The sequence below is a fragment of the Klebsiella sp. M041 genome (assembly GCF_059759695.1).
Window position 1 is genome coordinate 19829 of record NZ_JCAXWU010000007.1, and the last position, 24491, is coordinate 44319.

22 protein-coding genes, 1 other RNA gene and 1 pseudogene are annotated in these 24491 nt (G+C 54.8%); 14 read left to right on the plus strand and 10 right to left on the minus strand.

Annotated elements, in window-relative coordinates; all coding sequences use genetic code 11:
• The first annotated feature begins 4 nt into the window (after positions 1–4).
• Entirely contained in the window at positions 5–1291 is a 1287-nt protein-coding gene (locus AC6CWS_RS10555) for an HlyC/CorC family transporter (RefSeq protein WP_023290690.1), read from the plus strand.
• A 118-nt stretch (positions 1292–1409) separates the two neighbouring features.
• Here the strand turns inward: AC6CWS_RS10555 and grpE are convergent, their stop codons facing one another.
• Positions 1410–2000, minus strand: a complete 591-nt coding sequence (gene grpE, locus AC6CWS_RS10560; protein ID WP_004174800.1) for a nucleotide exchange factor GrpE — start codon at positions 1998–2000, stop codon at positions 1410–1412.
• A 124-nt stretch (positions 2001–2124) separates the two neighbouring features.
• Here grpE and nadK point away from each other — a divergent pair, with 124 nt between their 5' ends.
• The 3 genes from nadK to bamE all read left to right on the plus strand — a co-directional run bounded on the left by nadK (position 2125) and on the right by bamE (position 5239).
• Positions 2125–3003 (plus strand): NAD(+) kinase, encoded by an 879-nt coding sequence (gene nadK, locus AC6CWS_RS10565; RefSeq protein WP_002914158.1) that lies wholly within the window; start codon positions 2125–2127, stop codon positions 3001–3003.
• A gap of 86 nt (positions 3004–3089) precedes the next feature.
• Entirely contained in the window at positions 3090–4751 is a 1662-nt protein-coding gene (gene recN / locus AC6CWS_RS10570) for a DNA repair protein RecN (RefSeq protein WP_065883344.1), read from the plus strand.
• A gap of 146 nt (positions 4752–4897) precedes the next feature.
• Positions 4898–5239 (plus strand): outer membrane protein assembly factor BamE, encoded by a 342-nt coding sequence (gene bamE, locus AC6CWS_RS10575; protein WP_004206850.1) that lies wholly within the window; start codon positions 4898–4900, stop codon positions 5237–5239.
• A gap of 69 nt (positions 5240–5308) precedes the next feature.
• Here the strand turns inward: bamE and AC6CWS_RS10580 are convergent, their stop codons facing one another.
• A complete protein-coding gene (locus tag AC6CWS_RS10580) occupies positions 5309–5599 on the minus strand; it encodes an RnfH family protein (protein WP_049013859.1) in 291 nt (96 codons plus the stop codon).
• Positions 5589–6026: a type II toxin-antitoxin system RatA family toxin gene (locus AC6CWS_RS10585; RefSeq protein ID WP_008806099.1), complete on the minus strand. Its 438-nt coding sequence runs from the start codon at positions 6024–6026 to the stop codon at positions 5589–5591. The genes AC6CWS_RS10580 and AC6CWS_RS10585 overlap by 11 nt, the downstream gene beginning before the upstream one ends.
• 149 nt (positions 6027–6175) lie before the next feature.
• On the opposite strand from AC6CWS_RS10585, the gene smpB reads away from it, so the two are divergent.
• The 3 genes and pseudogenes from smpB to AC6CWS_RS10600 form a co-directional block, all read left to right on the plus strand.
• Positions 6176–6658: an SsrA-binding protein SmpB gene (gene smpB / locus AC6CWS_RS10590; RefSeq protein WP_002914164.1), complete on the plus strand. Its 483-nt coding sequence runs from the start codon at positions 6176–6178 to the stop codon at positions 6656–6658.
• A 144-nt stretch (positions 6659–6802) separates the two neighbouring features.
• Positions 6803–7165, plus strand: a transfer-messenger RNA (tmRNA) gene (gene ssrA / locus AC6CWS_RS10595).
• Between the two features lie 126 nt (positions 7166–7291).
• Positions 7292–7720: pseudogene (locus tag AC6CWS_RS10600) on the plus strand (integrase core domain-containing protein); the annotation flags it as partial.
• A gap of 106 nt (positions 7721–7826) precedes the next feature.
• Here the strand turns inward: AC6CWS_RS10600 and AC6CWS_RS10605 are convergent.
• From AC6CWS_RS10605 to AC6CWS_RS10620, 4 genes are all read right to left on the minus strand, one after another.
• The gene (locus AC6CWS_RS10605) at positions 7827–8546 is read right to left on the minus strand and encodes a FadR/GntR family transcriptional regulator (RefSeq protein WP_049013857.1); all 720 of its coding nucleotides are present in this window, start codon (positions 8544–8546) and stop codon (positions 7827–7829) included.
• A gap of 90 nt (positions 8547–8636) precedes the next feature.
• On the minus strand, positions 8637–9680 hold the full coding sequence (idnD, locus tag AC6CWS_RS10610) for an L-idonate 5-dehydrogenase (RefSeq protein WP_064839457.1): 1044 nt from the start codon (positions 9678–9680) through the stop codon (positions 8637–8639).
• A 16-nt stretch (positions 9681–9696) separates the two neighbouring features.
• A complete protein-coding gene (locus AC6CWS_RS10615; RefSeq protein WP_064157700.1) occupies positions 9697–11058 on the minus strand; it encodes an MFS transporter in 1362 nt (453 codons plus the stop codon).
• Between the two features lie 83 nt (positions 11059–11141).
• Entirely contained in the window at positions 11142–11909 is a 768-nt protein-coding gene (locus AC6CWS_RS10620; RefSeq protein WP_049013856.1) for an SDR family oxidoreductase, read from the minus strand.
• A 337-nt stretch (positions 11910–12246) separates the two neighbouring features.
• Here AC6CWS_RS10620 and AC6CWS_RS10625 point away from each other — a divergent pair, with 337 nt between their 5' ends.
• The 4 genes from AC6CWS_RS10625 to AC6CWS_RS10640 all read left to right on the plus strand — a co-directional run bounded on the left by AC6CWS_RS10625 (position 12247) and on the right by AC6CWS_RS10640 (position 16684).
• Positions 12247–13500, plus strand: a complete 1254-nt coding sequence (locus AC6CWS_RS10625) for an enolase C-terminal domain-like protein (protein ID WP_065883347.1) — start codon at positions 12247–12249, stop codon at positions 13498–13500.
• Between the two features lie 663 nt (positions 13501–14163).
• Positions 14164–14904 (plus strand): SDR family oxidoreductase, encoded by a 741-nt coding sequence (locus tag AC6CWS_RS10630; RefSeq protein ID WP_023290695.1) that lies wholly within the window; start codon positions 14164–14166, stop codon positions 14902–14904.
• Positions 14905–15305: 401 nt separating this feature from the next.
• Positions 15306–15872 carry a helix-turn-helix domain-containing protein gene (locus AC6CWS_RS10635; protein ID WP_065883438.1) on the plus strand — a complete coding sequence of 189 codons (567 nt, stop codon included), beginning with the start codon at positions 15306–15308 and terminating at the stop codon, positions 15870–15872.
• Positions 15873–16321: 449 nt separating this feature from the next.
• Entirely contained in the window at positions 16322–16684 is a 363-nt protein-coding gene (locus AC6CWS_RS10640; protein WP_065883349.1) for a cupin domain-containing protein, read from the plus strand.
• A gap of 140 nt (positions 16685–16824) precedes the next feature.
• Here the strand turns inward: AC6CWS_RS10640 and AC6CWS_RS10645 are convergent, their stop codons facing one another.
• Positions 16825–17625 carry a hypothetical protein gene (locus AC6CWS_RS10645; protein WP_065883351.1) on the minus strand — a complete coding sequence of 267 codons (801 nt, stop codon included), beginning with the start codon at positions 17623–17625 and terminating at the stop codon, positions 16825–16827.
• A gap of 120 nt (positions 17626–17745) precedes the next feature.
• A complete protein-coding gene (locus AC6CWS_RS10650; RefSeq protein WP_023290699.1) occupies positions 17746–18630 on the minus strand; it encodes a LysR family transcriptional regulator in 885 nt (294 codons plus the stop codon).
• A gap of 211 nt (positions 18631–18841) precedes the next feature.
• Between AC6CWS_RS10650 and AC6CWS_RS10655 the strand changes: the two genes are divergently transcribed.
• Positions 18842–19414, plus strand: coding sequence for a flavin reductase family protein (locus AC6CWS_RS10655; protein WP_044524415.1), 573 nt, complete (start codon positions 18842–18844; stop codon positions 19412–19414).
• A 19-nt stretch (positions 19415–19433) separates the two neighbouring features.
• Here the strand turns inward: AC6CWS_RS10655 and rarA are convergent, their stop codons facing one another.
• Positions 19434–19787 carry an efflux pump transcriptional regulator RarA gene (gene rarA / locus AC6CWS_RS10660; protein WP_032429203.1) on the minus strand — a complete coding sequence of 118 codons (354 nt, stop codon included), beginning with the start codon at positions 19785–19787 and terminating at the stop codon, positions 19434–19436.
• A 333-nt stretch (positions 19788–20120) separates the two neighbouring features.
• On the opposite strand from rarA, the gene oqxA reads away from it, so the two are divergent.
• Both oqxA and oqxB read left to right on the plus strand, forming a co-directional pair.
• Positions 20121–21296 (plus strand): multidrug efflux RND transporter periplasmic adaptor subunit OqxA, encoded by a 1176-nt coding sequence (gene oqxA / locus AC6CWS_RS10665; RefSeq protein WP_044524416.1) that lies wholly within the window; start codon positions 20121–20123, stop codon positions 21294–21296.
• Positions 21297–21319: 23 nt separating this feature from the next.
• Positions 21320–24472 (plus strand): multidrug efflux RND transporter permease subunit OqxB, encoded by a 3153-nt coding sequence (gene oqxB, locus AC6CWS_RS10670; RefSeq protein ID WP_065883354.1) that lies wholly within the window; start codon positions 21320–21322, stop codon positions 24470–24472.
• The last annotated feature ends 19 nt before the right edge of the window (positions 24473–24491 follow it).

A 24491-nucleotide genomic window follows, 5' to 3' on the forward strand; every position in this document is an offset into this window, starting at 1 on the left:
CTACGTGGAACATATCTCCACCACCACGCTGATCATAACGCTGATCGTCATGGTGATTATCTCTGCCTATTTCTCCGGCTCCGAAACCGGCATGATGACGCTGAACCGCTACCGGCTGCGTCATATGGCGAAACAAGGCAACCGCCCCGCCAAGCGCGTGGAGAAGCTGCTGCGCAAGCCGGACCGCCTGATTAGCCTTGTGCTCATCGGCAATAACCTCGTCAACATTCTCGCCTCGGCGCTGGGCACCATCGTCGGCATGCGCCTCTACGGCGATGCCGGCGTCGCGATCGCCACCGGGGTGCTCACCTTTGTGGTGCTGGTGTTTGCCGAAGTCCTGCCGAAAACCATCGCCGCCCTCTATCCGGAAAAGGTCGCCTACCCCAGCAGCTTCCTGTTGGCTCCCCTGCAGGTGCTGATGATGCCCCTGGTGTGGCTGCTGAATACCATCACCCGCATGCTGATGCGCATGATGGGCATCCGCACCGATACCGTCATCAGCAGCGCCCTGAGTAAAGATGAACTGCGCACGATTGTGAATGAATCTCGTTCACAAATCTCACGACGCAATCAGGATATGCTGCTGTCGGTGCTGGACCTGGAGAAAGTCAGCGTTAACGACATCATGGTGCCGCGCAATGAGATTGTCGGCATCGACATCAATGACGACTGGAAATCTATCGTCCGCCAGCTGACCCACTCCCCACACGGCCGCATTGTGCTCTACCGCGATTCGCTTGACGATGCCATCAGCATGCTGCGCGTCCGCGAAGCCTACCGCCTGATGACGGAGAAGAAAGAGTTCACAAAAGAGATCATGCTGCGTGCGGCAGATGAGATCTACTTTGTTCCGGAAGGGACGCCGCTCAGCACCCAGTTGGTGAAATTTCAGCGCAATAAAAAGAAAGTCGGCCTGGTGGTTAATGAATACGGCGATATTCAGGGGCTGGTTACCGTAGAAGATATTCTTGAAGAGATTGTCGGCGACTTCACCACCTCCATGTCACCCACCCTGGCGGAGGAAGTGACCCCGCTCAACGACGGTACGGTGATAATCGACGGCAGCGCCAACGTTCGCGAGATCAACAAAGCGTTCAACTGGAACCTGCCGGAAGATGAAGCGCGCACCATCAACGGTATCATCCTTGAAGCGCTGGAAGAGATCCCGGTCCCGGGCACCCGCGTGCGCATTGAGCAGTATGATATTGATATCCTCGACGTGCAGGACAACATGATCAAACAGGTGAAAGTGATGCCGGTGAAATCATTACGCGAGAGCGTCGCGGAGTAGCGCGAGCGAAGGAATTAACATCACGGTGGGCTGCGGCCCGCCGTTTTTTTTCTCGCGCCGGGAGCGATGGCATAAAAAACGGCCGCCCGCGGGCAGCCGTTGAGCAAGGCAGCAAACGTTATTTCGCTTTTGCTACCGTCACCATCGCGGCGCGAATGGTGCGGCCGTTCAGGGTGTAACCTTTCTGCATCACGGCCAGCACGTTGCCCGCCGCCACGTCTTCAGACTCGACCATCGCAATGGCCTGGTGGACGTTCGGATCCAGCGGAACGTTGGTGTCGGCGATCACTTCCACGCCAAACTTACGCACTACGTCCAGCATAGATTTGAGGGTCAGTTCGATCCCTTCCACCATCGGCGCCAGCTCCGGGTTAGCCTTGTCGGCCACTTCCAGCGCGCGGTCCAGGCTGTCGATCACCGGCAGCAGTTCATTGACGAATTTTTCCAGCGCGAATTTGTGCGCTTTCTCGATATCCTGCTCGGTACGACGACGCAGGTTATCTTCGTCGGCTTTGGCACGCAGCATCACTTCACGTTCGCGTTTCTGCGCTTCAGCCAGCTGGGCTTCCAGATTCGCAATTTTTTCATCGCGCGGATCCACCTGCTCAGCCGAAACTTCAGGCTCTACCGCCTCAACGTCGTCGTGCTGCTCCGTGATAATTTCTTCCGGGGCTTGCCCCTCAGGCGTTTTCTGTTCTTTACTACTCATGAATTTCTCCGCGTTTTTTTCGCATTCATCTCGCTAACTTCGCTTATTATGGGGATCAGTTTCCGGGTTTCAAGGGAAGCGGACAGATTGTCACTATTTCATTTAACGCAAGGACATCCAGATCATGAAGAACCATTTCAAGTGTATCGGCATTGTGGGACATCCTCGTCACCCCACCGCCCTGACCACACATGAAATGCTCTGGCGCTGGCTGTGCAGCAAAGGGTATGAAGTGCTGGTTGAACAGCAGATCGCCCATGAACTCCAGCTCAGCAACGTGAAAACCGGCACGCTGGCGGAGATTGGCCAACAGGCCGACCTCGCGGTGGTGGTAGGCGGCGACGGCAATATGCTCGGCGCGGCGCGGACTCTGGCCCGTTATGACATTAACGTCATCGGCATTAACCGCGGCAACCTCGGCTTTCTCACCGACCTGGACCCGGACAACGCCCTGCAGCAGCTCGCCGATGTGCTGGAAGGCCACTACATCGCGGAGAAGCGCTTTCTGCTGGAGGCCCAGGTGTGCCAGCAGGATTGCCAGAAACGCATCAGCACCGCCATCAACGAAGTGGTGCTGCACCCCGGCAAAGTGGCGCATATGATTGAGTTCGAAGTCTATATCGATGAAGTCTTTGCCTTCTCCCAGCGCTCGGACGGCCTGATTATCTCCACTCCGACCGGCTCCACGGCCTATTCGCTGTCGGCCGGCGGCCCGATCCTCACCCCGTCGCTGGACGCCATCACCCTGGTGCCGATGTTCCCGCACACCCTCTCGGCGCGACCGCTGGTGATCAACGGCGACAGCACCATCCGCCTGCGCTTCTCTCACCGCTGCAGCGATCTGGAGATCAGCTGCGACAGCCAGATTGCCCTGCCGATCCAGGATGGCGAAGACGTTCTCATTCGCCGCTGTGATTATCACCTCAATCTGATTCACCCTAAAGATTACAGCTATTTCAATACATTAAGCACCAAGCTCGGCTGGTCGAAAAAATTGTTCTGATTTACATCGCTGCCTCTTTACTGGATAAAAAACCAGTCTATACTGTACGAAAACACAGTATTGGTTTTTCATACAGGAAGGCAGCTATGTTGGCGCAACTCACCATCAGTAATTTTGCTATCGTTCGTGAACTGGAAATTGATTTCCACAGCGGCATGACCGCCATCACCGGGGAAACCGGCGCCGGGAAATCCATTGCCATCGACGCGCTGGGGCTGTGCCTCGGCGGCAGAGCGGAAGCCGACATGGTGCGTCGCGGCGCCACCCGTGCCGACCTGTGCGCGCGCTTCGCGCTGAAAGATACCCCGGCCGCCCAGCGCTGGCTGGAAGAGAACCAGCTGGAGAGCGGGCGTGAGTGTTTACTTCGCCGGGTGATCAGCGCCGACGGCCGCTCGCGCGGCTTCATCAACGGCACCGCCGTCCCGCTCTCGCAGCTGCGCGAGCTGGGCCAGCTGCTGATCCAGATCCACGGCCAGCATGCGCACCAGCTGTTGACCAAACCCGAACACCAGAAAACGCTGCTCGACGGCTATACCGGTGAGTATGCGCTCACTCAGCGCATGGCAGAGCACTATCGCCAGTGGCACCAGAGCTGCCGCGAGCTGGCCCAGCATCAGCAGCAGAGCCAGGAGCGCGCCGCCCGCGCCGATCTGCTGCAGTACCAGCTTAAAGAGCTGAACGAATTTAACCCGCTGGCGGGAGAGTTTGAGCAGATTGACGAAGAGTACAAACGCCTGGCCAACAGCGGTCAGCTGCTCAGTACCTGTCAGCACGCCCTGACGGTACTGGCGGACGGCGAAGAGGCCAACCTGCAGAGCCAGCTTTATACCGCGAAGCAGCTGGTCAGCGAGCTGGTGGGTATGGACAGCAAGCTTTCCGGCGTGCTGGATATGCTGGAAGAGGCGGCCATTCAGCTCAGCGAGGCCAGCGATGAGCTGCGCCACTATCACGACCGTTTGGACCTCGATCCTAATCGTCTGTTCGAACTTGAGCAGCGGATTTCCCGGCAAATCGCGCTGGCGCGTAAACACCAGGTGATGCCGGAAGAGCTGCCGGCGGTTTATCAGGCGATGCTCGAAGAGCAGCGCCTGCTGGACGACAGCGCCGGCTCGCTGGAATCCCTCAGCCAGCAGGTGGTCGAACATCATCAGCTGGCGCTGGAGACCGCGCGCCAGCTGCACGGCCTGCGCCAGGCCAGCGCCGACGAGCTAACCCAGCTTATCACCGAGAGTATGCACTCACTTTCGATGCCGCACGGGGTCTTCGCGATTGAGGTCGCTTTTGATGAACGCCATCTCACCGCCGACGGCGCCGATCATATTGAGTTCCGCGTCACCACTAACCCGGGTCAGCCGCTGCAGCCGATCGCGAAAGTGGCCTCTGGCGGTGAATTGTCTCGTATTGCGCTGGCGATTCAGGTGATCACCGCGCGTAAAATGGAAACCCCGGCGCTGATCTTCGACGAAGTGGACGTCGGCATCAGCGGCCCTACCGCGGCGGTGGTCGGCAAGCTGCTGCGCCAACTGGGCGAGTCCACGCAGGTGATGTGCGTTACCCACCTGCCGCAGGTCGCAGGCTGCGGCCACCATCATTTCTTTGTCTGCAAAGAGACCGATGGCGAGATGACCGAAACCCATATGCAGCCGCTGGATAAGCGTGCTCGTCTGCAGGAGCTGGCTCGCCTGCTGGGCGGCAGCGAGGTCACGCGCAACACCCTGGCGAACGCGAAAGAGTTGCTTGCGGCGTAAACTTTTTGATTTTCACAGGGTCATAGTGAACAGCAAATTGCCTGCTGACCGCAGCCGGAGGTTTCCATCGGCGCGAAGGTCTATTATTATCGGCATATTACAGATGAGCCACGTACTGCTCGGGCCCAAAAAGGAATCAAATCACTATGCGCTGTAAAACGCTGACTGCTGCCGCAGCGGTTCTTCTTATGTTGACCGCAGGCTGTTCCACTCTGGAACGAGTGGTTTACCGTCCTGACATCAACCAGGGTAACTATCTGGCACCTAACGATGTAGCAAAAATTCGTGTCGGTATGACGCAACAGCAGGTTGCTTATGCTCTCGGAACGCCAATGATGTCGGATCCGTTCGGCACCAACACCTGGTTCTATGTATTCCGTCAGGAGCCGGGCCACGAGAAAGTGACTCAGCAGACCCTGACCCTGACCTTCAACAATGGCGGCGTGTTAACCAACATTGATAACAAGCCCGCGCTGACCAGTCAGTAAGGCCCGGAAAAGCAAAAAGCGCTCAATGAGCGCTTTTTTTATGGCCGATAGCAGGTCTGCTGCTGCGGTTTACTTCGCGGCGTTTTTCTCCGCCCGCTGGCGACGCAGCTCTTTCGGATCTGCGATCAGCGGGCGATAGATTTCCACCCGGTCGCCGTCATGGACTTCGTCGTGCAGCTTAACCGGACGACTGTAAATACCCAGCTTGTTTTTCGCCAGATCGATGTCATCACGCAGCGCCAGCAGGCCGCTGGCGACAATCGCCTGCTCGACCGTCGCCCCCTCGTCCAGGGTGACCCGCTGCAGGTACTGCTTTTCAGGCAGCGCGTAAGCGACCTCAACACGAATATTAGCTGGCACTGTAGACCTCTTTGGCGCGCGAGGTGAACGCCTGCACCATGTTGGCGGCCAGTTCCTTAAAGACCCGGCCAAAGGCCATCTCAATCAGCTTATTGGTAAACTCAAAATCGAGATGGAACTCGATTTTGCACGCCTCGGGGCTCAGCGGAATAAACTTCCAGCCGCCAATCAGCTTCTTGAACGGGCCATCCACCAGGCTCATCAAAATGCTCTGGTTGCTGGTCAGTGTATTCCGGGTCGTGAAGGTCTTACTGATGCCGGCTTTGGACACATCAACCGCCGCCGTCATTTGCGTCGGCCCGAATTCCAGCACGCGGCTACCGGTGCAGCCTGGCAGAAAATCAGGATAGGACTTCACATCGTTTACCAGTTGATACATCTGTTCCGCGCTGAAAGGCACCAGCGCAGTACGGCTAATCTGAGGCATAGCAGGTTCCACATTTAAACACAGTGCAAATAATATCATTTATCTGCTGCTAAAAAAAACGCTGTGCCGCAACTCGTGCTAAGATGCGCAGTACACCTCGCAGGATGCGATCGAGGTAACTGTGTATAAGACGATGACTTCAGGACATTATGACTAAGAAAAAAGCCCACAAACCTGGATCAGCCACCATTGCGCTGAATAAACGCGCCCGTCACGAATACTTTATCGAAGATGAATACGAGGCTGGTCTCGCCCTGCAGGGCTGGGAAGTCAAATCCCTGCGTGCAGGCAAAGCCAACATCGGCGATAGCTATGTCATCCTGAAGGATGGCGAAGCCTTCCTGTTCGGCGCCAACTTTACGCCCATGGCCGTGGCTTCCACCCACTATGTCTGCGACCCGACGCGTACCCGTAAGCTGCTGCTCAACCAGCGCGAACTCGACACGCTGTACGGCCGCATTAACCGCGAAGGTTACACCGTTGTCGCCCTGTCGCTGTACTGGAAGAATGCCTGGTGCAAAGTGAAAATCGGCGTCGCCAAAGGTAAGAAACAGCATGACAAGCGTACCGATCTGAAAGATCGTGAATGGGCGCTGGATAAGGCGCGTATTATGAAGCACGCCGGACGCTAACCCCCTCCCCTGAGGGCCAGCTCTCGCTGGCCCTTGCGTTATATCCTTGTTGATGCTGCTTTTTCGTCCACCCCTGCTGAAAGAATCCTGCGTTATGGGGCTGGTAACGACATTCACAAATCTGTTATACTTGACCTACACATTGGGGCTGATTCTGGATTCGACGGGATTTGCGAAACCCAAGGTGCATGCCGAGGGGCGGTTGGCCTCGTAAAAAGCCGCAAAAAATAGTCGCAAACGACGAAAACTACGCTTTAGCAGCTTAATAACCTGCTCTGAGCCCTCTCTCCCTAGCTTCCGCTCTTAAGACGGGGATCAAAGAGAGGTCAAACCCAAAAGAGATCGCGTGGATGCCCTGCCTGGGGTTGAAGCGTTAAATCTAATCAGGCTAGTTTGTTAGTGGCGTGTCTGTCCGCAGCTGGCAAGCGAATGTAAAGACTGACTAAGCATGTAGTGCCGAGGATGTAGGAATTTCGGACGCGGGTTCAACTCCCGCCAGCTCCACCAAAATTCTCCATCGGTGATTACCAGAGTCATCCGATGAAGTCCTAAGAGCCCGCACGGTGCAAGCCCTGCGGGCTTTTTTGTGCCTGTTGTTGTTCGAGAACATCCGGCTAAATCCTGTGATTATTGGTATACGATTTCACAAAGGAGTGTCTGTCGATCACGGCTGCTTTCGGTATTTCAGGTGTTCAGGTCACGCATATTCTGGACAGCATCGCACTATTTCGGGGCTACCCGGCGACAATAAGAACCGATCAGGGCCCGGAATTTACCTGCAGCGAACTGGAACAATGGGACTTTGAACATAGTGTTGAGTTACGCTTAATCCAGCCGGGCAAGCCAACTCAGAACGGATTTATTAAGAGTTTCAACGGTCGCTTTCGGGATGAATACCTGAATGAGAACTGGTTCAGCGAAGTTCTTCATGCCCGGAAAATTATTCATGGCTGGCGGCATGACTATAACGAGTCCAGTCCTCATTCATCGCTGAATTACCAGACGCCAGCTGAATTTGCAGCAGGCTGGCGAAACAGGAAACATGAAGAAAAATCAACCTGAAGGTTATATCTAATACTGGAGGCAGTTCAATAAAACGAAACACCAGCAGGCAGATGATTTCCCAGATAAAAGCAACAGCCATTCAGGTTACAGCCTGGAATTGCGATTATTTATCCCCAGAGATATCTATAGATTTAATTTTTTCAATAGCAACAACATTTCCAGACATCGCTTCATTGAGAACTTGTACAGCAGAACTAGCATCGCGGTTCTTAATGGACATGTAGACCTTAATATGAGCCTCCACGCTCTCAAGAGTAATACCCAGTGCACGGTTGAGCTCTTCAAGATAATAGTAATAGATATCTTTAATTGAACTCATAACATTGTAAAAGACACTATTATGAGAGGCCTTGACAATTGCCAGATGGAACTCGTAATCCGCTTCTGAATACTTTTTATAGTCACCCTTGTTTATCAGCATATTGTTCAATGCTTCTTCGAGCTGACGAATATCGTCTTCGGTAGCGTGCAAGACCGCGAGTTCCACACATTTAAATTCCACGGTTTGGCGGAAAATCATCATATCGTGAAATTCTTCGCGACTCAGGTGCATGATTGGGCGGGGCTCGTTACTCAACATGTGTGGAGTGAAGTTTTCGCTCACGTAGCTGCCGCTACCCTGCCGTGTCACCACTATCCCAAGATCACGAAAACGCTGTACCGCACTACGTACACTGACACGGCTAACGTTAAATGAGGCAGTTAGCTCCGCTTCCGAAGGTAAACGACTACCTGGCGCCCAGCTGCCGTCCAGCAGCTTGCTGCAGATCTGATCATAAATTTCATTTACAACATTTTGTTTTTGAATGGATTTTATGCTCAAGATGGGTATCCGTTAAGATGTCGCTGAAGTAATTTATTGTATAACACTTCACTTTTAAGAACAAAGCGCCCGGCTGGGCGCTTTTCACCGTTAATCGAAACGAATGAGCACCTTAGCAGAGACATTTTTGTCTGTGGCGGTAATCAATGCGTCTTCAATTTGCTGGGGCGGGAACTCGGCGCTGATAAGCGGGCGAGGATCGACGCGACCATCCTCCAGCCAGCGTACCGCGGTGATGAACTCACCGATAAAACGGAATGACCCGACCCAATTGAGTTCTTTAACCAGCATCGGAGACACTGGCCAGCTTACCGGGCTGGCGCCCATCCCCACCTGAACGATGGTGCCTGCAGGGCGGGTGAAATCGACGGTGGATGTCACGGCAATCGGCGCGCCAGAGGCCTCAAACACGACATCAAAATAGCCTTTATGCTGCTGATAATAGACAACCTGTTCTTCAACCCGCGGATCCATCACCGCAGTGGCCCCCATCTGGCGAGCCAGTTCCAGGCAGCGTGGGCTGAGATCGGAAGCCACCACTTCAGATGCTCCTGCACTGCGCGCCGCCGCGACGATCAGACAACCAATGGGGCCTGCGCCAATCACCAGTACGCGTTTGCCGGTCAACTGGCCCGCCTTTTTTACTGCATGAATAGCGACCGCCAGCGGTTCCGAAAAGGCCATCACGTTTGCAGGCACGCGCCTATCGTAAGGAATACATTGCTCCGGTTTTACCACCACGTATTCAGAAAAACCGCCATTCACATGTGGATTGAACTGCGCGCTGCCCATAAAGCACATGGAGCCGCACAGATTTTGATGGCCGGAAAGGCACATCTCGCACTGATTGCAGGGGCTGGACGGGTTCACAGCAACCGTCTGGCCAACTTTCAGCTCGCTGCCTGCTGGCACTTTGCTGATCACGCCAACAAACTCATGGCCAATCACCATCGGATGCTTGAGGACAGACATCCCCGCGCGGCCATGCTGATAGTAGTGGATATCAGAGCCACAGATGCCGCCGCAAGCGACCTTCACGACGACATCATGTTCATCATGCTCGATTTCACGTGATTCAAAGCGTACGTCTTTTTCCGCATGGGCCAGACAAGCGTTACAGGTTATTTTTCCCATTTTGATGATGACCTCATTATTTGTTGGCAGTTGCCGGATTAATGGTATTCTTATCCACGGTGTCGGCATTCTTTTTTTCAGGCAGGATCACTTCAATCTTTCCCACCAAAAATATGTAGGCTAATAAGCCCAGTCCGGCGACGCCTGCGATATACCACATAGCGTACTGGAAGTTTTGCGTGCGCTGGAGAATAACCCCAATAACAATTGGACTAACGATCCCAGAAAGGTTCCCGCAAATATTTAAAAAGCCGCCCATCGTGCCGAGGAAATTACGAGGAATCACATCACTCCAGACCACCCAACCCAGGTTTGAAAAGGCGTTAGCAAAGAACGCAACAGACAGAATGATAATCGCAATAACCGGCTGGTTTTCAAAGAAATTGACCAGACCGATAATCATGGTGACGCATAGGCCAGCCATAACGGGTAATTTTCGTGCCAACGTTCGGGATTTTCCTTTTTTCAGCAGCATGTCGCTTAGCGTACCGCCACAAAGCACCCCCAGCATCGCCATAATATAGGGCAGCATAGCACCCACCCCGGCTTTTGAAATAGAGAGATGCAGCCCTTTTTCCAGGTAAACAATAAACCAGGTCAGGAAAAAATAGAGTGTAGACGAGCAGGCAAACTGGGTGATGAACAGGCCCCAAATCGTTTTTTTGCTGAGGAAGAACTTAATATCTTGCCAGCTAATTTTTGCACTCACGGAGGACTGGTTCGCCGAACCATAGCCGCCGCCTGCTTTAATATAATCCAGTTCTGCCTGGTTCACAGCGGTGCTGTGCTGTGGATCGCGGTAATACATAAGCCAGTAGATGCCAAACAGAATCCCGGCGCCCCCGGACAGATAAAACGACATTTCCCAACCGTAATTAGCCACAATAAAGGCGAGGGCAGGTGTCAGCAGCGCGAGACCAAGGTATTGTGCACTGGAATAAATCGCGGTCGCACGGGCTCGCTCATGGTCTGGGAACCAGGTTGCGATTATTTTCGTGTTAGACGGGAAGGACGGTGCTTCGGCAACACCAATTAATGCGCGGCAGGCCAGAAGCATGGCAAATGAAGCGGTTGCCGTCGCGAATAAATGGTGTGAGGCGAACCCCATCATAAAGGTAAAAATACTCCACAGAATAATTGCACCACCGTAAAGAATACGTGAGCCAATGCGATCAAGGACATAGCCGACAGGAATTTGACTGGCGGCGTAGGCCCAGGTAAACATGGAGAAAAGCAAACCCAGTTGTGTTGGCGTCAGACTGAAATCATTCTGGATATTCGAACCAGCAACGGCAAGATTGGCGCGATCCATATAATTAATTGCAGTCACAATAAACAGCAATGTGAGAATAAAGAGTCGTTGTCTTGAAGCCTTCATAATGATACCTGTGTTATATCGGCATGCATTGGGGTGAACACATGCCATCAGTTTTAAAGGCGAGTAGGTAGAGTACGGGCTGCTTATAACACGGCGAGCCAGCCACCATCGACGTAAATAATCTGCCCGTTGATATAATCGGATGCTCTGGATGATAAGAAGACGGCCGTGCCGATAAGCTCATCCGGACGACCCCAGCGCTGAGAGGGGTTGCTGCTTTTCACCCAGGCGTCGAACTGTTTGTCTTCGATAAGTGCAGTGTTCATATCCGTCAGAATGTAGCCCGGCCCAATGGCGTTGGTCTGGATATTAAACTGCGCCCATTCTGCGGCCATCGAGCAGGTAAGCATTTTGATACCGCCTTTTGCCGCCGTGTACGGGGCAACGGTCGGTCGTGCAGCCTGGCTGGTAAGCGAGCCAATATTTATGATTTTGCCGCCACTGTTGCGGGCCATCATCCGTTTTGCCGCCGCGCGGGACACCAGAAATGCGCTGGTCAGGTTAGTGTCGATCACCTTCTGCCACTTTTCCAGCTCCAGTTCGACCATCGGTTTACGGTACTGAATACCTGCGTTATTGATCAGGATATCCACACTGATCCCTTCTGCATCGAGTTTGCTAAAAGCCGCCTCAATCGCCTGTTCATCGGTGACGTCAAAAGCCACGCCTTGTGCGTCGTAACCCTTGCTTGTCAGTGTATCCACGGATTCGGCCAGCAGTGTGTCGCGAATATCATTCAGGATGACCCGTGCGCCTGCAGCGGCAAGGCCCTCAGCGTAGGCAAAGCCCAGTCCGCGTGCAGAACCCGTCACCAGCGCCGTTTTCCCGGTTAAATCAAATAAAGCGTTCATGTTGTTTCCTCATTCGTTTAATTTGTATGACGACTGTCTTTTTTAAGGTTGAATTTTCGTCCTGATAAAATCAACAGTTCACCTATAAATTTGCAACAAGGATCACAAACAGCTCCACTTCGCGATCATATTATTACGATTAACAAATTGAATTATAAGTCTTTATTTAATTTTTATTGAACGCGATTTGATCGCTATCACAGAATGGCACTCTAAGCGATCCTTTGTAAAAGAAGCGTGATATAACAGCACCAAGTTGTAGGACAACTTACAAATATGCACCATGTCATCCACAATGGTATGACATGCGGTAAATTCGCTGAGTTGAGGAGAGAAAGTGAGTAACCTGAAAATCACCAATGTGAAAACGATTCTGACGGCGCCGGGCGGCATTGATTTGGCGGTCGTTAAGATAGAAACCAATGAGCCGGGGCTGTATGGGCTGGGATGCGCGACCTTTACGCAGCGTATCTTCGCGGTAAAAAACGCGATCGATGAGTACATGGCGCCTTTTCTGATTGGCAAAGATCCGACCCGTATTGAGGACATCTGGCAGTCAGGCGCGGTAAGCGGTTACTGGCGCAATGGCCCGATCATGAACAATGCATTGTCCGGCGTGGACATGGCGCTGTGGGATATCAAAGGTAAGCTGGCGGGGATGCCGGTTTATGATCTGCTGGGCGGCAAATGCCGTGATGGGATCCCATTGTACTGTCACACTGACGGTGGCGATGAAGTTGAAGTGGAAGATAACATCCGCGCCAGAATGGAAGAAGGCTACCAGTACGTTCGCTGCCAGATGGGAATGTATGGTGGTGCGGGGACCGATGACCTCAAACTGATCGCCACGCAGCTGGCACGTGCGAAGAACATTCAGCCGAAACGTTCACCGCGCAGCAAAACGCCTGGCATCTACTTTGACCCGGATGCCTACGCCAAAAGCGTTCCGCGTCTGTTCGACCACCTGCGTAACAAGCTCGGTTTTGGCATCGAATTTATTCATGATGTCCATGAGCGCGTCACCCCGGTGGCCGCCATTAACCTTGCAAAGACAGTGGAACAATATCAATTGTTTTATCTCGAAGACCCAGTCGCACCGGAAAATATCGACTGGTTGAAAATGCTGCGCCAGCAGTCTTCCACGCCAATATCCATGGGCGAACTGTTTGTCAATGTTAATGAGTGGAAGCCGCTCATCGACAACAAACTGATCGACTACATTCGTTGTCATGTGAGCACCATCGGCGGTATCACGCCGGCGAAGAAACTCGCTGTCTATAGCGAACTGAACGGCGTGCGTACCGCGTGGCACGGTCCTGGTGATATTTCACCAGTCGGGGTCTGCGCCAATATGCATCTGGATCTGAGTTCACCGAACTTCGGCATTCAGGAATACACGCCCATGAACGACGCGCTGCGTGATGTCTTCCCGGGTTGCCCGGAGATTGACCTCGGCTATGCCTACCTGAACGATAAGCCTGGCTTGGGTATCGACATTGATGAAGCCGAGGCGGCGAAATACCCGTGCGAGGGGGGGATCCCTTCCTGGACAATGGCGCGCACACCTGACGGCACGGCTTCAAGACCGTAAATAATAAAGACCCGGCTTAAATCTGCCGGGTCTTTATTAGAGCTAGCCACTCACAATAATGAGTCCGACGAATCACCATAAAAATCCAACGCATAAATACGCCTTTCCCTATCAATACCGTCACCACTCTTTTTGCGCCTTCCCTTCTAAGCAACCTATAAACATCCCCAACAGAATTGATCTACTCCTGCACTAATTACGCCGCTGCCAGCCCATCGGTGATTACCAGAGTCATCCGATGAAGTCCTAAGAGCCCGCACGGCGCAAGCCCTGCGGGCTTTTTTGTTACCTGTGCGGTCATATTCTCTGTATAAATCTCGAGCATCATCTATGCTTGTTTTGCACCACGATGCCATAACGTAAAAAATCATGGTGCAAAAACATATCTAACCCATTGAAATCACAAGCTAATGCCGAGTATCGACTACGCGATGGCGACGGGCTGGCGTTGTTGATTAAGCCATTCGGCAGATAGATCTGGTATTTCAGATACACTCCTCCGACGCTGAAAAAAGGGCCACCATCAGCATTGGCCCCTACCCCGCTTCGTGTCAAATGCCAACGCTGCAGCCATAATGTCACCATTGGGTGATGAAACAGATGACGACTGATGGTTATCTTCGTCAGGTACGTGATGGTTCTAAAGACAAAGAAAGGCGAATCATGGGCAGATTTCAAGGTAAACGCATCCTTATCACTGGCGGTACCAGCGGTATGGGATTTGCAGGCGCACTGCGCATTGTTAGTGAGGGCGGCAATGTTGCCATTACGGGCCTCAATGATGAAAGGCTGAAGCGCGCCCGTAGTCTACTGCCTGAATCATCTCTCATTCTGAAAAACGATGCAGCCAGCGAAGCAGATATAAGCGTTCTTCAGGCAGCGATAAGCGACTGGGGTTCACTCGACGGACTATGGCTTAATGCTGGCTTCGCAGAAGTAGGTGCTCCGGAATCGGTGACAGCGGATGCTTTTAACCGCATGATGAATGCTAACGTCCGCGGCCCGATGCTGCAGCTTGCCGCTCTTTCTGGATCCCTCAATTCAGGCGCATCTGTTCTTGTCACCTCATCTTCATCTGTATATGAAGGTGCGGCAATGACCAGCCTCTATGCAGCAACGAAAGGCGCAGTTGTCGCAATGGTTAAAAGCTGGGCCTCTGCGCTGGCTGTGCGGGGTATTCGCGCCAATACGCTGGTACCGGGTCCGATCGAAACGAACTTTAGACATTTCATGCCGGAAGAGTCGCGTCAGCAGTTTGAAGATTTTGTTGTCAGCCAGGTCCCCCTCGGCCGGGCAGGAACCGCGGAAGAAGCCTCTGCTGTCGCACTTTTCCTGCTTTCTGATGATGCATCCTATGTCACCGGCAGTCAGTACGCGGTAGATGGCGGGCTGGTGCATTACTAGATATGGCAACACCGGCATCATTTCCTGATACAGATCCTCAAAGCCCCACTGTAGAAGTGGGGAAAATAACGGCCCCTGCTTACATCAATAAACAATCCGTTACTCCAGAATCATCCATTTTTCGCTTAAAACAGCCCGGCAACATCCGAACGCAACGAACAGATTCAATGTGCAATATCTCCCGTTACCCAGACTGCCCATCAAACCGGTGAACACCAAAATGGTTCATTTGAAAGGATAAACGTGGTATTCAGGCATGGCGGGCGCGTGAAGAATCACTGACTGTTGATGCAGCGATGACATATCAGGCCAGCGACAGCAGTGTTATGTCCCTACCGCAATCTCAACTGGGCGGGGCGTTTATTCGGATGAGAAGGACTCACTCGGGGAGGGGGGCAATAATGGCAGATTCAGAACGCGATAAACCAGCTGCGTTGTCATTAAATATCGGCAGTAAAATAAGACGACTACGGCAGTCCCGGGGGATTTCGTTAAACGATCTGTCTAAATTGTCAGGGGTTTCAAAGGGAGCGTTATCCAAGCTGGAATCAGGATCTTTCAGTCCCCGAGTTGATACGCTGGACGCTATCGCCACCGCGTTACGTTTACCGGTCGGCGATTTGCTAAGCGGCAGCAGGATGTATCCCCGCTTTGAAAAATATCGCCCTGTGCCGGGCGAGTATTCGCAAATGATGAAATTCCGCATCGGCCCCGGCAATACCTCCGAGATATGGTTGCTGCAAATGGAACCGCGGGTCACCATCCACAGCCCCGGACATTCAGAGGGGGCGCATGAACATATTCTGGTCCACAGCGGAACTCTGCGCCTGCGCTTGAGCCAGTATGAAGTCATCACCCTGGAGCCCGGGGATTTTTATGCCTTCTCTGCGGAGATTGCGCACACGTACAGCGCAACGGAAACGGCGGTTAGCGCGACGGTGGTGATGACTCACCTCGAGCCCGGTTAACTCCGCCGCGCCATTATCGGACCTGGAGACCTGAGATATGGCGCCGGCGTTTCGGGCATATGTTCACTTAAAGAAACAAAAACGGTCCGCTGAATGCCTGAGGGAAAATTATTTTAAAAATAAAATTAATTAAATTCAGTCGATTGATTGCGAACTGATCAATATCTTCACCCGTCATCGGGAAACCCGTTGTTCAGTTTGCGGGTTAACTGTATTGTTATTTCGAACAGCAGAGCTGGCCTGCTTGCGCGGTAATTCCCCACAAAGCAAAGCAGGCGTAATAGTCGGAAAGCTGGCCATAATACGGTCATTTTCCCGATAGCCCTGGCGTCTGATTATTAGCGCTCAATATCGCCTAACCCAGCTGTGCGCCGTGCGGCCCATTGTCTGCTCTTTTTTTATGACGAAATCAACCCACCCGCATTAAATATGTGTGACGGAGAAGATGAATGCGTAAAGTTAATTTAAAAGAAAGTTTTGCTCTGTTCAGCGATTACTGGAGCCCGAAAATTGTCGGCGAAATGAATAACGAATATGTCAAACTGGCTAAATTATCTGGAAAATTTGACTGGCATCATCATGAACAGGAGGACGAGCTTTTTCTTGTGGTCAGCGGCCGCTTGCAAATGGGCTTAAGAACAGGCGATATCATTCTCGATGCCGGTGAGTTTATTATTGTGCCGAAAGGAACTGAGCATTGTCCTGAAGCGTTAACCGAAGAGTGCTGCGTCGTTTTACTGGAGCCAAAATCGACCCTGAATACGGGTAATATCGTCAATGAACGTACGGTGCATGAACTGGATAAACTCTAATCGTCTGGCTGTGCGGAACAAACCGGGCCAGGGGGCGTTTTAGCGTTACCGGTTACCCCCCCCCTTTCAGGATAAGACCTCCACGACATCTTCCGCCCCCCTTACATACTCCGGCCGCGTCAGCGGCCGGAGATATAGATTTATCCCTTGTCAGCATACGTATCGAGCATGGCAAGGACCGCCCACCGCGCCGCATCGTCTGCAATATTCTCAGGCAGCGCATCAGCCCGCAGATTGACATAAGCGTCGGCAGCCCTTCGGATGGCAATCCCGACAGAGTGACGATCGTGCGTTGCCAGAGTGGAAGTCAGCAGGCCATCGGGATCAATGCCGAGGGCTTCTATTCGGCGAACCCCGCGTTGCGGTAGATTGGCGCGACGGAACAGCATCGGTCCCAGCACTTGTTCGCGGAAGAAGGACAGCATCCCCAGCGCTTCGAAGAGTTCGCCCCTGCCCAGTTTAACCCCGGCATAATGCAGCCAGATCCAGGCTCGGGACTCAAACCACTCCGGCGTCATGTTCGGCCAGTAAGCGCTAAATTTTGCCAGCTGGCGCTTGAGAGCATCGCTATCACGGGTAAATAGCACGGCAGGCTCCTCAACGCGCTGAGTGAGCATGTCCAGGGTGATAAATTTGAGATCGACATGCAGAAGTTGCGGGCCAAACAGACAGATCAGCAGCCGAGGCTCGCCGACGTGTTCCCCGGTGAAAGCATGTAGCAGATGGCCGAGGGTTCCGGCGAACGCCATACGCTGAGCCATGATTTCGTCATAATAGAGAGGGTCGACCACCACCACGAAATCCAGATCGGAGTATTGATCAAACCCGCCATGGATAAACGAGCCGCCGGCGAGAAGGGCGAGGATCCGCGGGTCAGACTGTAATTTAAGCTTCAGTTGCTCTGCAAAACTTCTGTGTAAATCGGGGAGCGTATTAAACATACTTTTTCCTGTTCACAAAAAAGACAAAGCATTACAGGATATCGAGTGATTGATCGGCAGACCAGATATTTCTGCAGGAGCCCTGCGCTCCCATGAGGGGCTCCCGAAACGATAATCCCCTCAAACCACCTCGCTCATCCACTCAGCAAACGCCCGCACGGCGGGAGAGAGAAAGCGCTGGTGCGGATAGAGCAAAGTGACGGGTACCGGGGGCGGCTGCCAGTCCGCCAGCACTTCCACCAGCCTCCCCTCCCGCAGGTGGTCAGCCACGATATTCTCCGCCAGCTGCGCCAGCCCAAATCCTGCCAGGCACATTTTTATATAAAGCCCCGTTTCATTCACCGCGGCGGTGCCGCTGACGGGTACAGAAAAAGTCTCGCCGTGGCGAAGGAAGCGGAACTCATCGGCCCGCCTCGCCTGGCCGGAGAAATAATGCACGGCCCGATGCTGAGAGAGCGCCTCCGGTGATGGCGGCACGCCATATTCCCTGAGATAGTCCGGTGACCCGCAGGTGACCCAGCGAAAGCGGCCCAGAGGCCGGGCCACCAGGCTGGAGTTGTTCAGCTCTCCCGTGCGTATCACGCAGTCGACGCCTTCCTGAATGAGATCGACCTGCCGATCGCTGACCCCGATCATCAGGTAGATATCAGGGTAACGTCGGTAAAAGTCTTGCAGATGGGGCATGACGATGAAATGCGCGATGCCCGCGGGCATATCAACCCGCAGGCGCCCCTGGGGCCGCGCGACAGACTCGCTCAGGCTGGATTCGCTATGTTCGATGAGGGCGAGAATTTCCCGGCACTGCGCCAGATACTGCATCCCTTCCGGAGTCAGGCTCACCCGCCTTGTGGTCCGGTTCAGCAGTCGCACCTTCAGGTATTTCTCAAGGTTTTTAATGGTACTGGTGACAGTGGAGGCCGGCAGGGAAAGGGTTTCCGCGGCACGCACGAAGCTCCCTGCCTCCGCGACGCGCATAAACATCTGCATAGCCTGGATACGATCCACCTTCTTTCTCCCCTGTAGCGAGCAGCCTACCGACAGGCGGCATGATTATTCGTTGATTATGAATAATGAAAACAATTTACGCATCTTTTTGCGCTTAATCGCCTGGCGTATCGTTGCGCTGTGGATATCGCGTGAGGGGCCAAAAATGACCATGCCCTCAATAAATATCCAGAGAATCAACACGTTAAATAACACGCATAAAGGAAAAATAATGTCCGTTCAGCCTGTCGAATTACGTAAGGCGTATCGTTTATTGCAGGTCGGGTCCACCACCATGATTTCCGCAAAATATGATGGCGTCGAAAATGTCATGTCAGCCGCCTGGGTTGGGCTGGCAGGCGAGCGAAAAGTGGTGGCCTATATCGGCCCCCAGGCCTTCACTCGTCAGCTGGTGGAAAAGAGCGGCTATTTCGTCGTGCAGATCCCCGTAGTCAGCCAGATGGCAACCGTCCTCTACGCTGGCGGGCGCAGCTATGCCGACGCGCCGGATAAAAATGACACTATCCCCTTCTTTTATCAGCCGGGGTTCGATCTCCCCCTTGTCGCCGGCTGCGCGGGCTGGCTGGTGTGCAAAGTGATGCCTTACCCGGACATCCAGCAACAGCACAATCTGTTTATGGGCGACATCGTCGCCGCCTGGAGCGATGACCGGGTATTCCGCAACGGACACTGGATCTTTGATGATGCGCCGGACGAGCTGCGGACCGTTCACTATGTCGCAGGCGGGCAGTTCTATGCCATCGGCAAAGGCAGCAAATTCGATCATGGACCGGGTAAGGACTGACCCTCCCCGGTCATGAGCATCACTGACGAGATGTCTGCGCGGCAGAGCGGCTGATACTCCGGCGCCAGACGCCGGGCGCCTGGCCAAACTGGCGCTTGAAGCTGCGGTTGAAGGACTGCTGGGAGTCAAAGCCGAGGGCGATCGCCACGTTGAGGATCGGCTCGTTGCTGTGGGCTAAGCGTTCGACCGATTTTTGCAGCTTTTGCGCCCGGATATACTCCCCGAGGGGGTGCCCGGTATGTTCTTTGAAGATCCGCTGCAGGTGCCACTTCGAATAGCCGGCTCGCCGGGCAACGGTATCAATATCCAGACGGCTATCAAGATGGTTGTCGATCCAGTCGATCAGATCCTGAATGATGGCGCCAGTGTTCATCATATTTCCCCCTCGCGGCCGGTTAAAAGCATCTTTAGCAGTTGCATTAAAAGGTGGCCTGGTTTTACACAAAATGCAAGTTTTATTGTTGCATTTAAAACCCTGCCAGGATCGCGCCTTTTTTCTCCGGTGAGGATCGCACATAAAGTGCAACAATTATTCTTGCACTTAGTTAAGCGCCTTCCTACAATCGCCGCGATAGTGTATTCGAAATTGTTACAATTTTGTGGCGATGATCGACACAAATGGCCTAAAGCCAGCCCGGACAAAGGAAGTGGCGCAGCCTCTCAGGCTGCGTCTTGCCCGGCGGCTACAATGACTGGAATAAAAATAATGAGCCTGCAAAAAACCTGGGGAAACATTCACCTGACCGCGCTCGGCGCGATGATGCTCTCCTTTCTGCTCGTCGGCTGCGACGACAGCGTCGCGCAAAACGCCGCGCCGCCCGCGCCGGCCGTCAGCGCCGCTAAGGTGTTGGTGAAGTCGATCAGTCAGTGGGATAGTTTCAACGGTCGCATTGAAGCGGTGGAGAGCGTTCAGCTCCGCCCCCGCGTCTCGGGATATATTGATAAAGTGAATTATACCGACGGCCAGGAGGTGAAAAAGGGCCAGGTGCTGTTCACGATAGACGACAGAACCTATCGCGCCGCGCTGGAGCAGGCGCAGGCGACGCTGGCGAGAGCCAAAACGCAGGCCAGCCTGGCGCAAAGCGAGGCGAACCGCACCGATAAATTAGTTCATACCAACCTCGTCTCCCGTGAAGAGTGGGAGCAGCGCCGGTCAGCCGCGGTACAGGCGCAGGCCGATATTCGCGCCGCGCAGGCGGCGGTGGATGCCGCGCAGCTTAACCTCGACTTCACCAAAGTGACTGCCCCTATCGACGGCCGCGCCAGCCGCGCGCTGATCACCAGCGGCAACCTGGTCACGGCGGGCGACACCGCCAGTGTGCTCACCACCCTGGTCTCGCAGAAGACGGTGTACGTCTACTTTGACGTCGACGAGTCAACCTACCTCCACTATCAAAATCTCGCCCGCCGCGGGCAAGGCGCGTCCAGCGATAATCAGGCGCTCCCGGTGGAGATTGGCCTTGTTGGCGAGGAGGGCTACCCCCATCAGGGCAAAGTGGATTTTCTCGATAATCAGTTAACGCCGAGCACCGGCACCATCCGCATGCGCGCCCTGCTGGATAACTCGCAGCGGCTGTTCACGCCGGGTCTGTTTGCCCGCGTGCGTCTGCCGGGCAGCGCGGCGTTCCAGGCTACGCTTATCGACGACAAAGCGGTGCTCACCGATCAGGATCGTAAATATGTCTATATCGTTGATAAAGATGGCAAAGCGCAGCGACGTGATATCACGCCGGGGCGGCTGGCCGACGGTTTACGCGTCGTGAAGCAGGGTCTGAAGCCTGGGGATAGCGTCATCGTCGACGGCTTACAAAAAGTGTTTATGCCGGGTATGCCGGTTAACGCCAAAACCGTTGCCATGACCCCCAGCGCCGCCCTCAACTGATCCCTAATCAGAGAATCCAAGACATGGACTTTTCCCGCTTTTTTATCGACAGGCCAATTTTCGCCGCGGTGCTGTCGATTTTAATTTTTATCACCGGGTTAATCGCCATCCCGCTGCTGCCGGTGAGCGAATATCCTGACGTCGTGCCCCCCAGCGTGCAGGTGCGCGCGGAGTATCCCGGCGCCAACCCGAAAGTGATTGCCGAGACCGTGGCGACGCCGCTGGAGGAAGCGATCAACGGCGTTGAAAACATGATGTACATGAAATCGGTCGCCGGCTCCGACGGCGTGCTGGTGACCACCGTGACCTTCCGCCCGGGTACCGACCCGGATCAGGCGCAGGTTCAGGTGCAGAACCGGGTCGCGCAGGCGGAGGCGCGTCTGCCGGAGGATGTGCGCCGTCTGGGGATCACCACCCAGAAACAGTCCCCGACGCTGACCCTGGTGGTGCATCTGTTTTCGCCAAACGGTAAGTACGACTCGCTGTATATGCGCAACTACGCCACGCTGAAGGTGAAGGATGAGCTGGCGCGCCTGCCCGGCGTCGGCCAGATCCAGATATTTGGTTCCGGCGAATATGCGATGCGCGTCTGGTTGGATCCCAATAAGGTGGCGGCGCGCGGGCTGACCGCCTCGGACGTGGTCACGGCGATGCAGGAGCAAAACGTCCAGGTCTCCGCCGGGCAGCTTGGCGCCGAGCCGCTGCCGCAGGAGAGCGACTTCCTGATCTCGATTAACGCCCAGGGCCGTCTGCATACCGAAGAAGAGTTTGGCAATATCATTCTGAAAACAGCGCAGGACGGCTCGCTGGTCCGCCTGCGCGACGTGGCGCGCATCGAGATGGGTTCCGGTAGCTATGCGCTGCGCTCCCAGCTCAACAACAAGGACGCGGTCGGGATCGGTATCTTCCAGTCCCCGGGGGCTAACGCCATCGATTTGTCGAACGCCGTGCGCGCCAAAATGGCCGAGCTGGCCACCCGCTTCCCGGAAGATATGAAATGGGCGGCGCCGTACGACCCAACGGTGTTCGTGCGCGACTCCATCCGCGCGGTGGTGCAGACGCTGCTGGAGGCGGTGGTGCTGGTGGTGCTGGTGGTGATCCTGTTCCTGCAGACCTGGCGCGCGTCGATTATCCCGCTGATCGCGGTGCCGGTATCGGTGGTCGGTACCTTCAGCATTCTCTATCTGCTGGGCTTCTCGCTGAATACCCTGAGCCTGTTCGGGCTGGTACTGGCGATTGGTATCGTGGTGGATGACGCCATCGTGGTGGTGGAAAACGTCGAGCGCAATATCGAAGAGGGGCTTGCGCCGCTTGCCGCGGCGCATCAGGCGATGCGTGAGGTCTCCGGGCCGATTATCGCCATTGCGCTGGTGCTGTGTGCGGTGTTCGTGCCGATGGCGTTTCTCTCCGGGGTCACCGGCCAGTTCTACAAACAGTTTGCGGTGACCATCGCCATCTCCACGGTGATCTCGGCCATCAACTCGCTGACGCTCTCCCCGGCGCTGGCGGCCCTGCTGTTAAAGCCGCACGGCGCGAAAAAAGACCTCCCTACCCGGCTGATCGATCGTCTGTTCGGCTGGATTTTCCGTCCGTTTAACCGCTTTTTCCTGCGCAGTTCGAACGGCTATCAGGGGCTGGTGAGCAAAACCCTCGGCCGCCGTGGCGCGGTGTTTGTGGTGTACCTGCTGCTGCTCTGCGCCGCAGGGGTGATGTTTAAAGTCGTCCCCGGCGGGTTTATTCCCACCCAGGACAAACTGTACCTGATTGGCGGCGTGAAGATGCCGGAAGGTTCGTCGCTGGCGCGCACCGATGCGGTGATCCGCAAAATGAGCGAGATTGGGATGAATACCGAAGGGGTCGATTATGCGGTCGCCTTCCCCGGTCTTAACGCGCTGCAGTTCACCAACACGCCGAATACCGGGACGGTCTTTTTTGGCCTGAAACCGTTCGACCAGCGCAAACACTCGGCGGCGGAAATCAACGCGGAGATCAACGCTAAAATCGCGCAAATCCAGCAGGGATTTGGCTTCTCCATCCTGCCGCCGCCGATTTTAGGACTGGGTCAGGGCTCCGGCTACTCCCTTTACATCCAGGATCGCGGTGGGCTGGGCTATGGCGCGCTGCAAAGCGCGGTGAATGCCATGTCCGGGACGATTATGCAGACGCCGGGGATGCACTTCCCGATCTCGACCTACCAGGCTAACGTGCCGCAGCTGGATGTCCAGGTCGATCGCGATAAGGCGAAAGCGCAGGGGGTATCGCTGACCGATCTGTTCGGCACGCTGCAGACCTATCTCGGCTCGTCCTATGTCAATGACTTTAACCAGTTCGGGCGTACCTGGCGCGTGATGGCCCAGGCTGACGGGCCGTACCGCGAGAGCGTGGAAGATATCGCCAATCTGCGCACCCGCAATAATCAGGGCGAAATGGTGCCGATCGGCAGTATGGTGAATATCAGTACCACCTACGGGCCGGATCCGGTGATCCGCTACAACGGTTTTCCGGCGGCGGACCTGATTGGCGATGCCGATCCGCGCGTCCTCTCCTCCTCGCAGGCGATGACGCTGCTGGATGCCATGTCTAAACAGGTGTTGCCGAATGGGATGAACATTGAGTGGACGGATCTGAGCTTCCAGCAGGCCACCCAGGGCAATACGGCGCTGATCGTCTTCCCGGTGGCGGTGCTGCTGGCGTTCCTCGTGCTGGCGGCGCTGTATGAAAGCTGGACCCTGCCGCTGGCGGTGATCCTTATCGTGCCGATGACGATGCTCTCCGCGCTGTTTGGCGTCTGGCTGACCGGGGGCGATAACAACGTCTTCGTGCAGGTGGGGCTGGTGGTCCTGATGGGCCTGGCCTGTAAAAACGCCATTCTGATCGTCGAGTTTGCCCGCGAGCTGGAGATTCAGGGCAAAGGCATCATGGAAGCCGCGCTGGAGGCGTGCCGCCTGCGACTGCGCCCGATTGTCATGACCTCCATCGCCTTTATCGCCGGGACCATTCCGCTGATCCTCGGCCACGGCGCAGGGGCGGAAGTCCGCGGCGTCACCGGGATCACGGTGTTCTCCGGGATGCTGGGGGTGACGCTGTTCGGTTTGTTCCTGACGCCGGTGTTTTACGTGACGCTACGGAAACTGGTGACCCGCAGTAAGCCGGTCGAGGAGGATCTGCCCGCCTAGCCTGCGGCAAATAACAAAA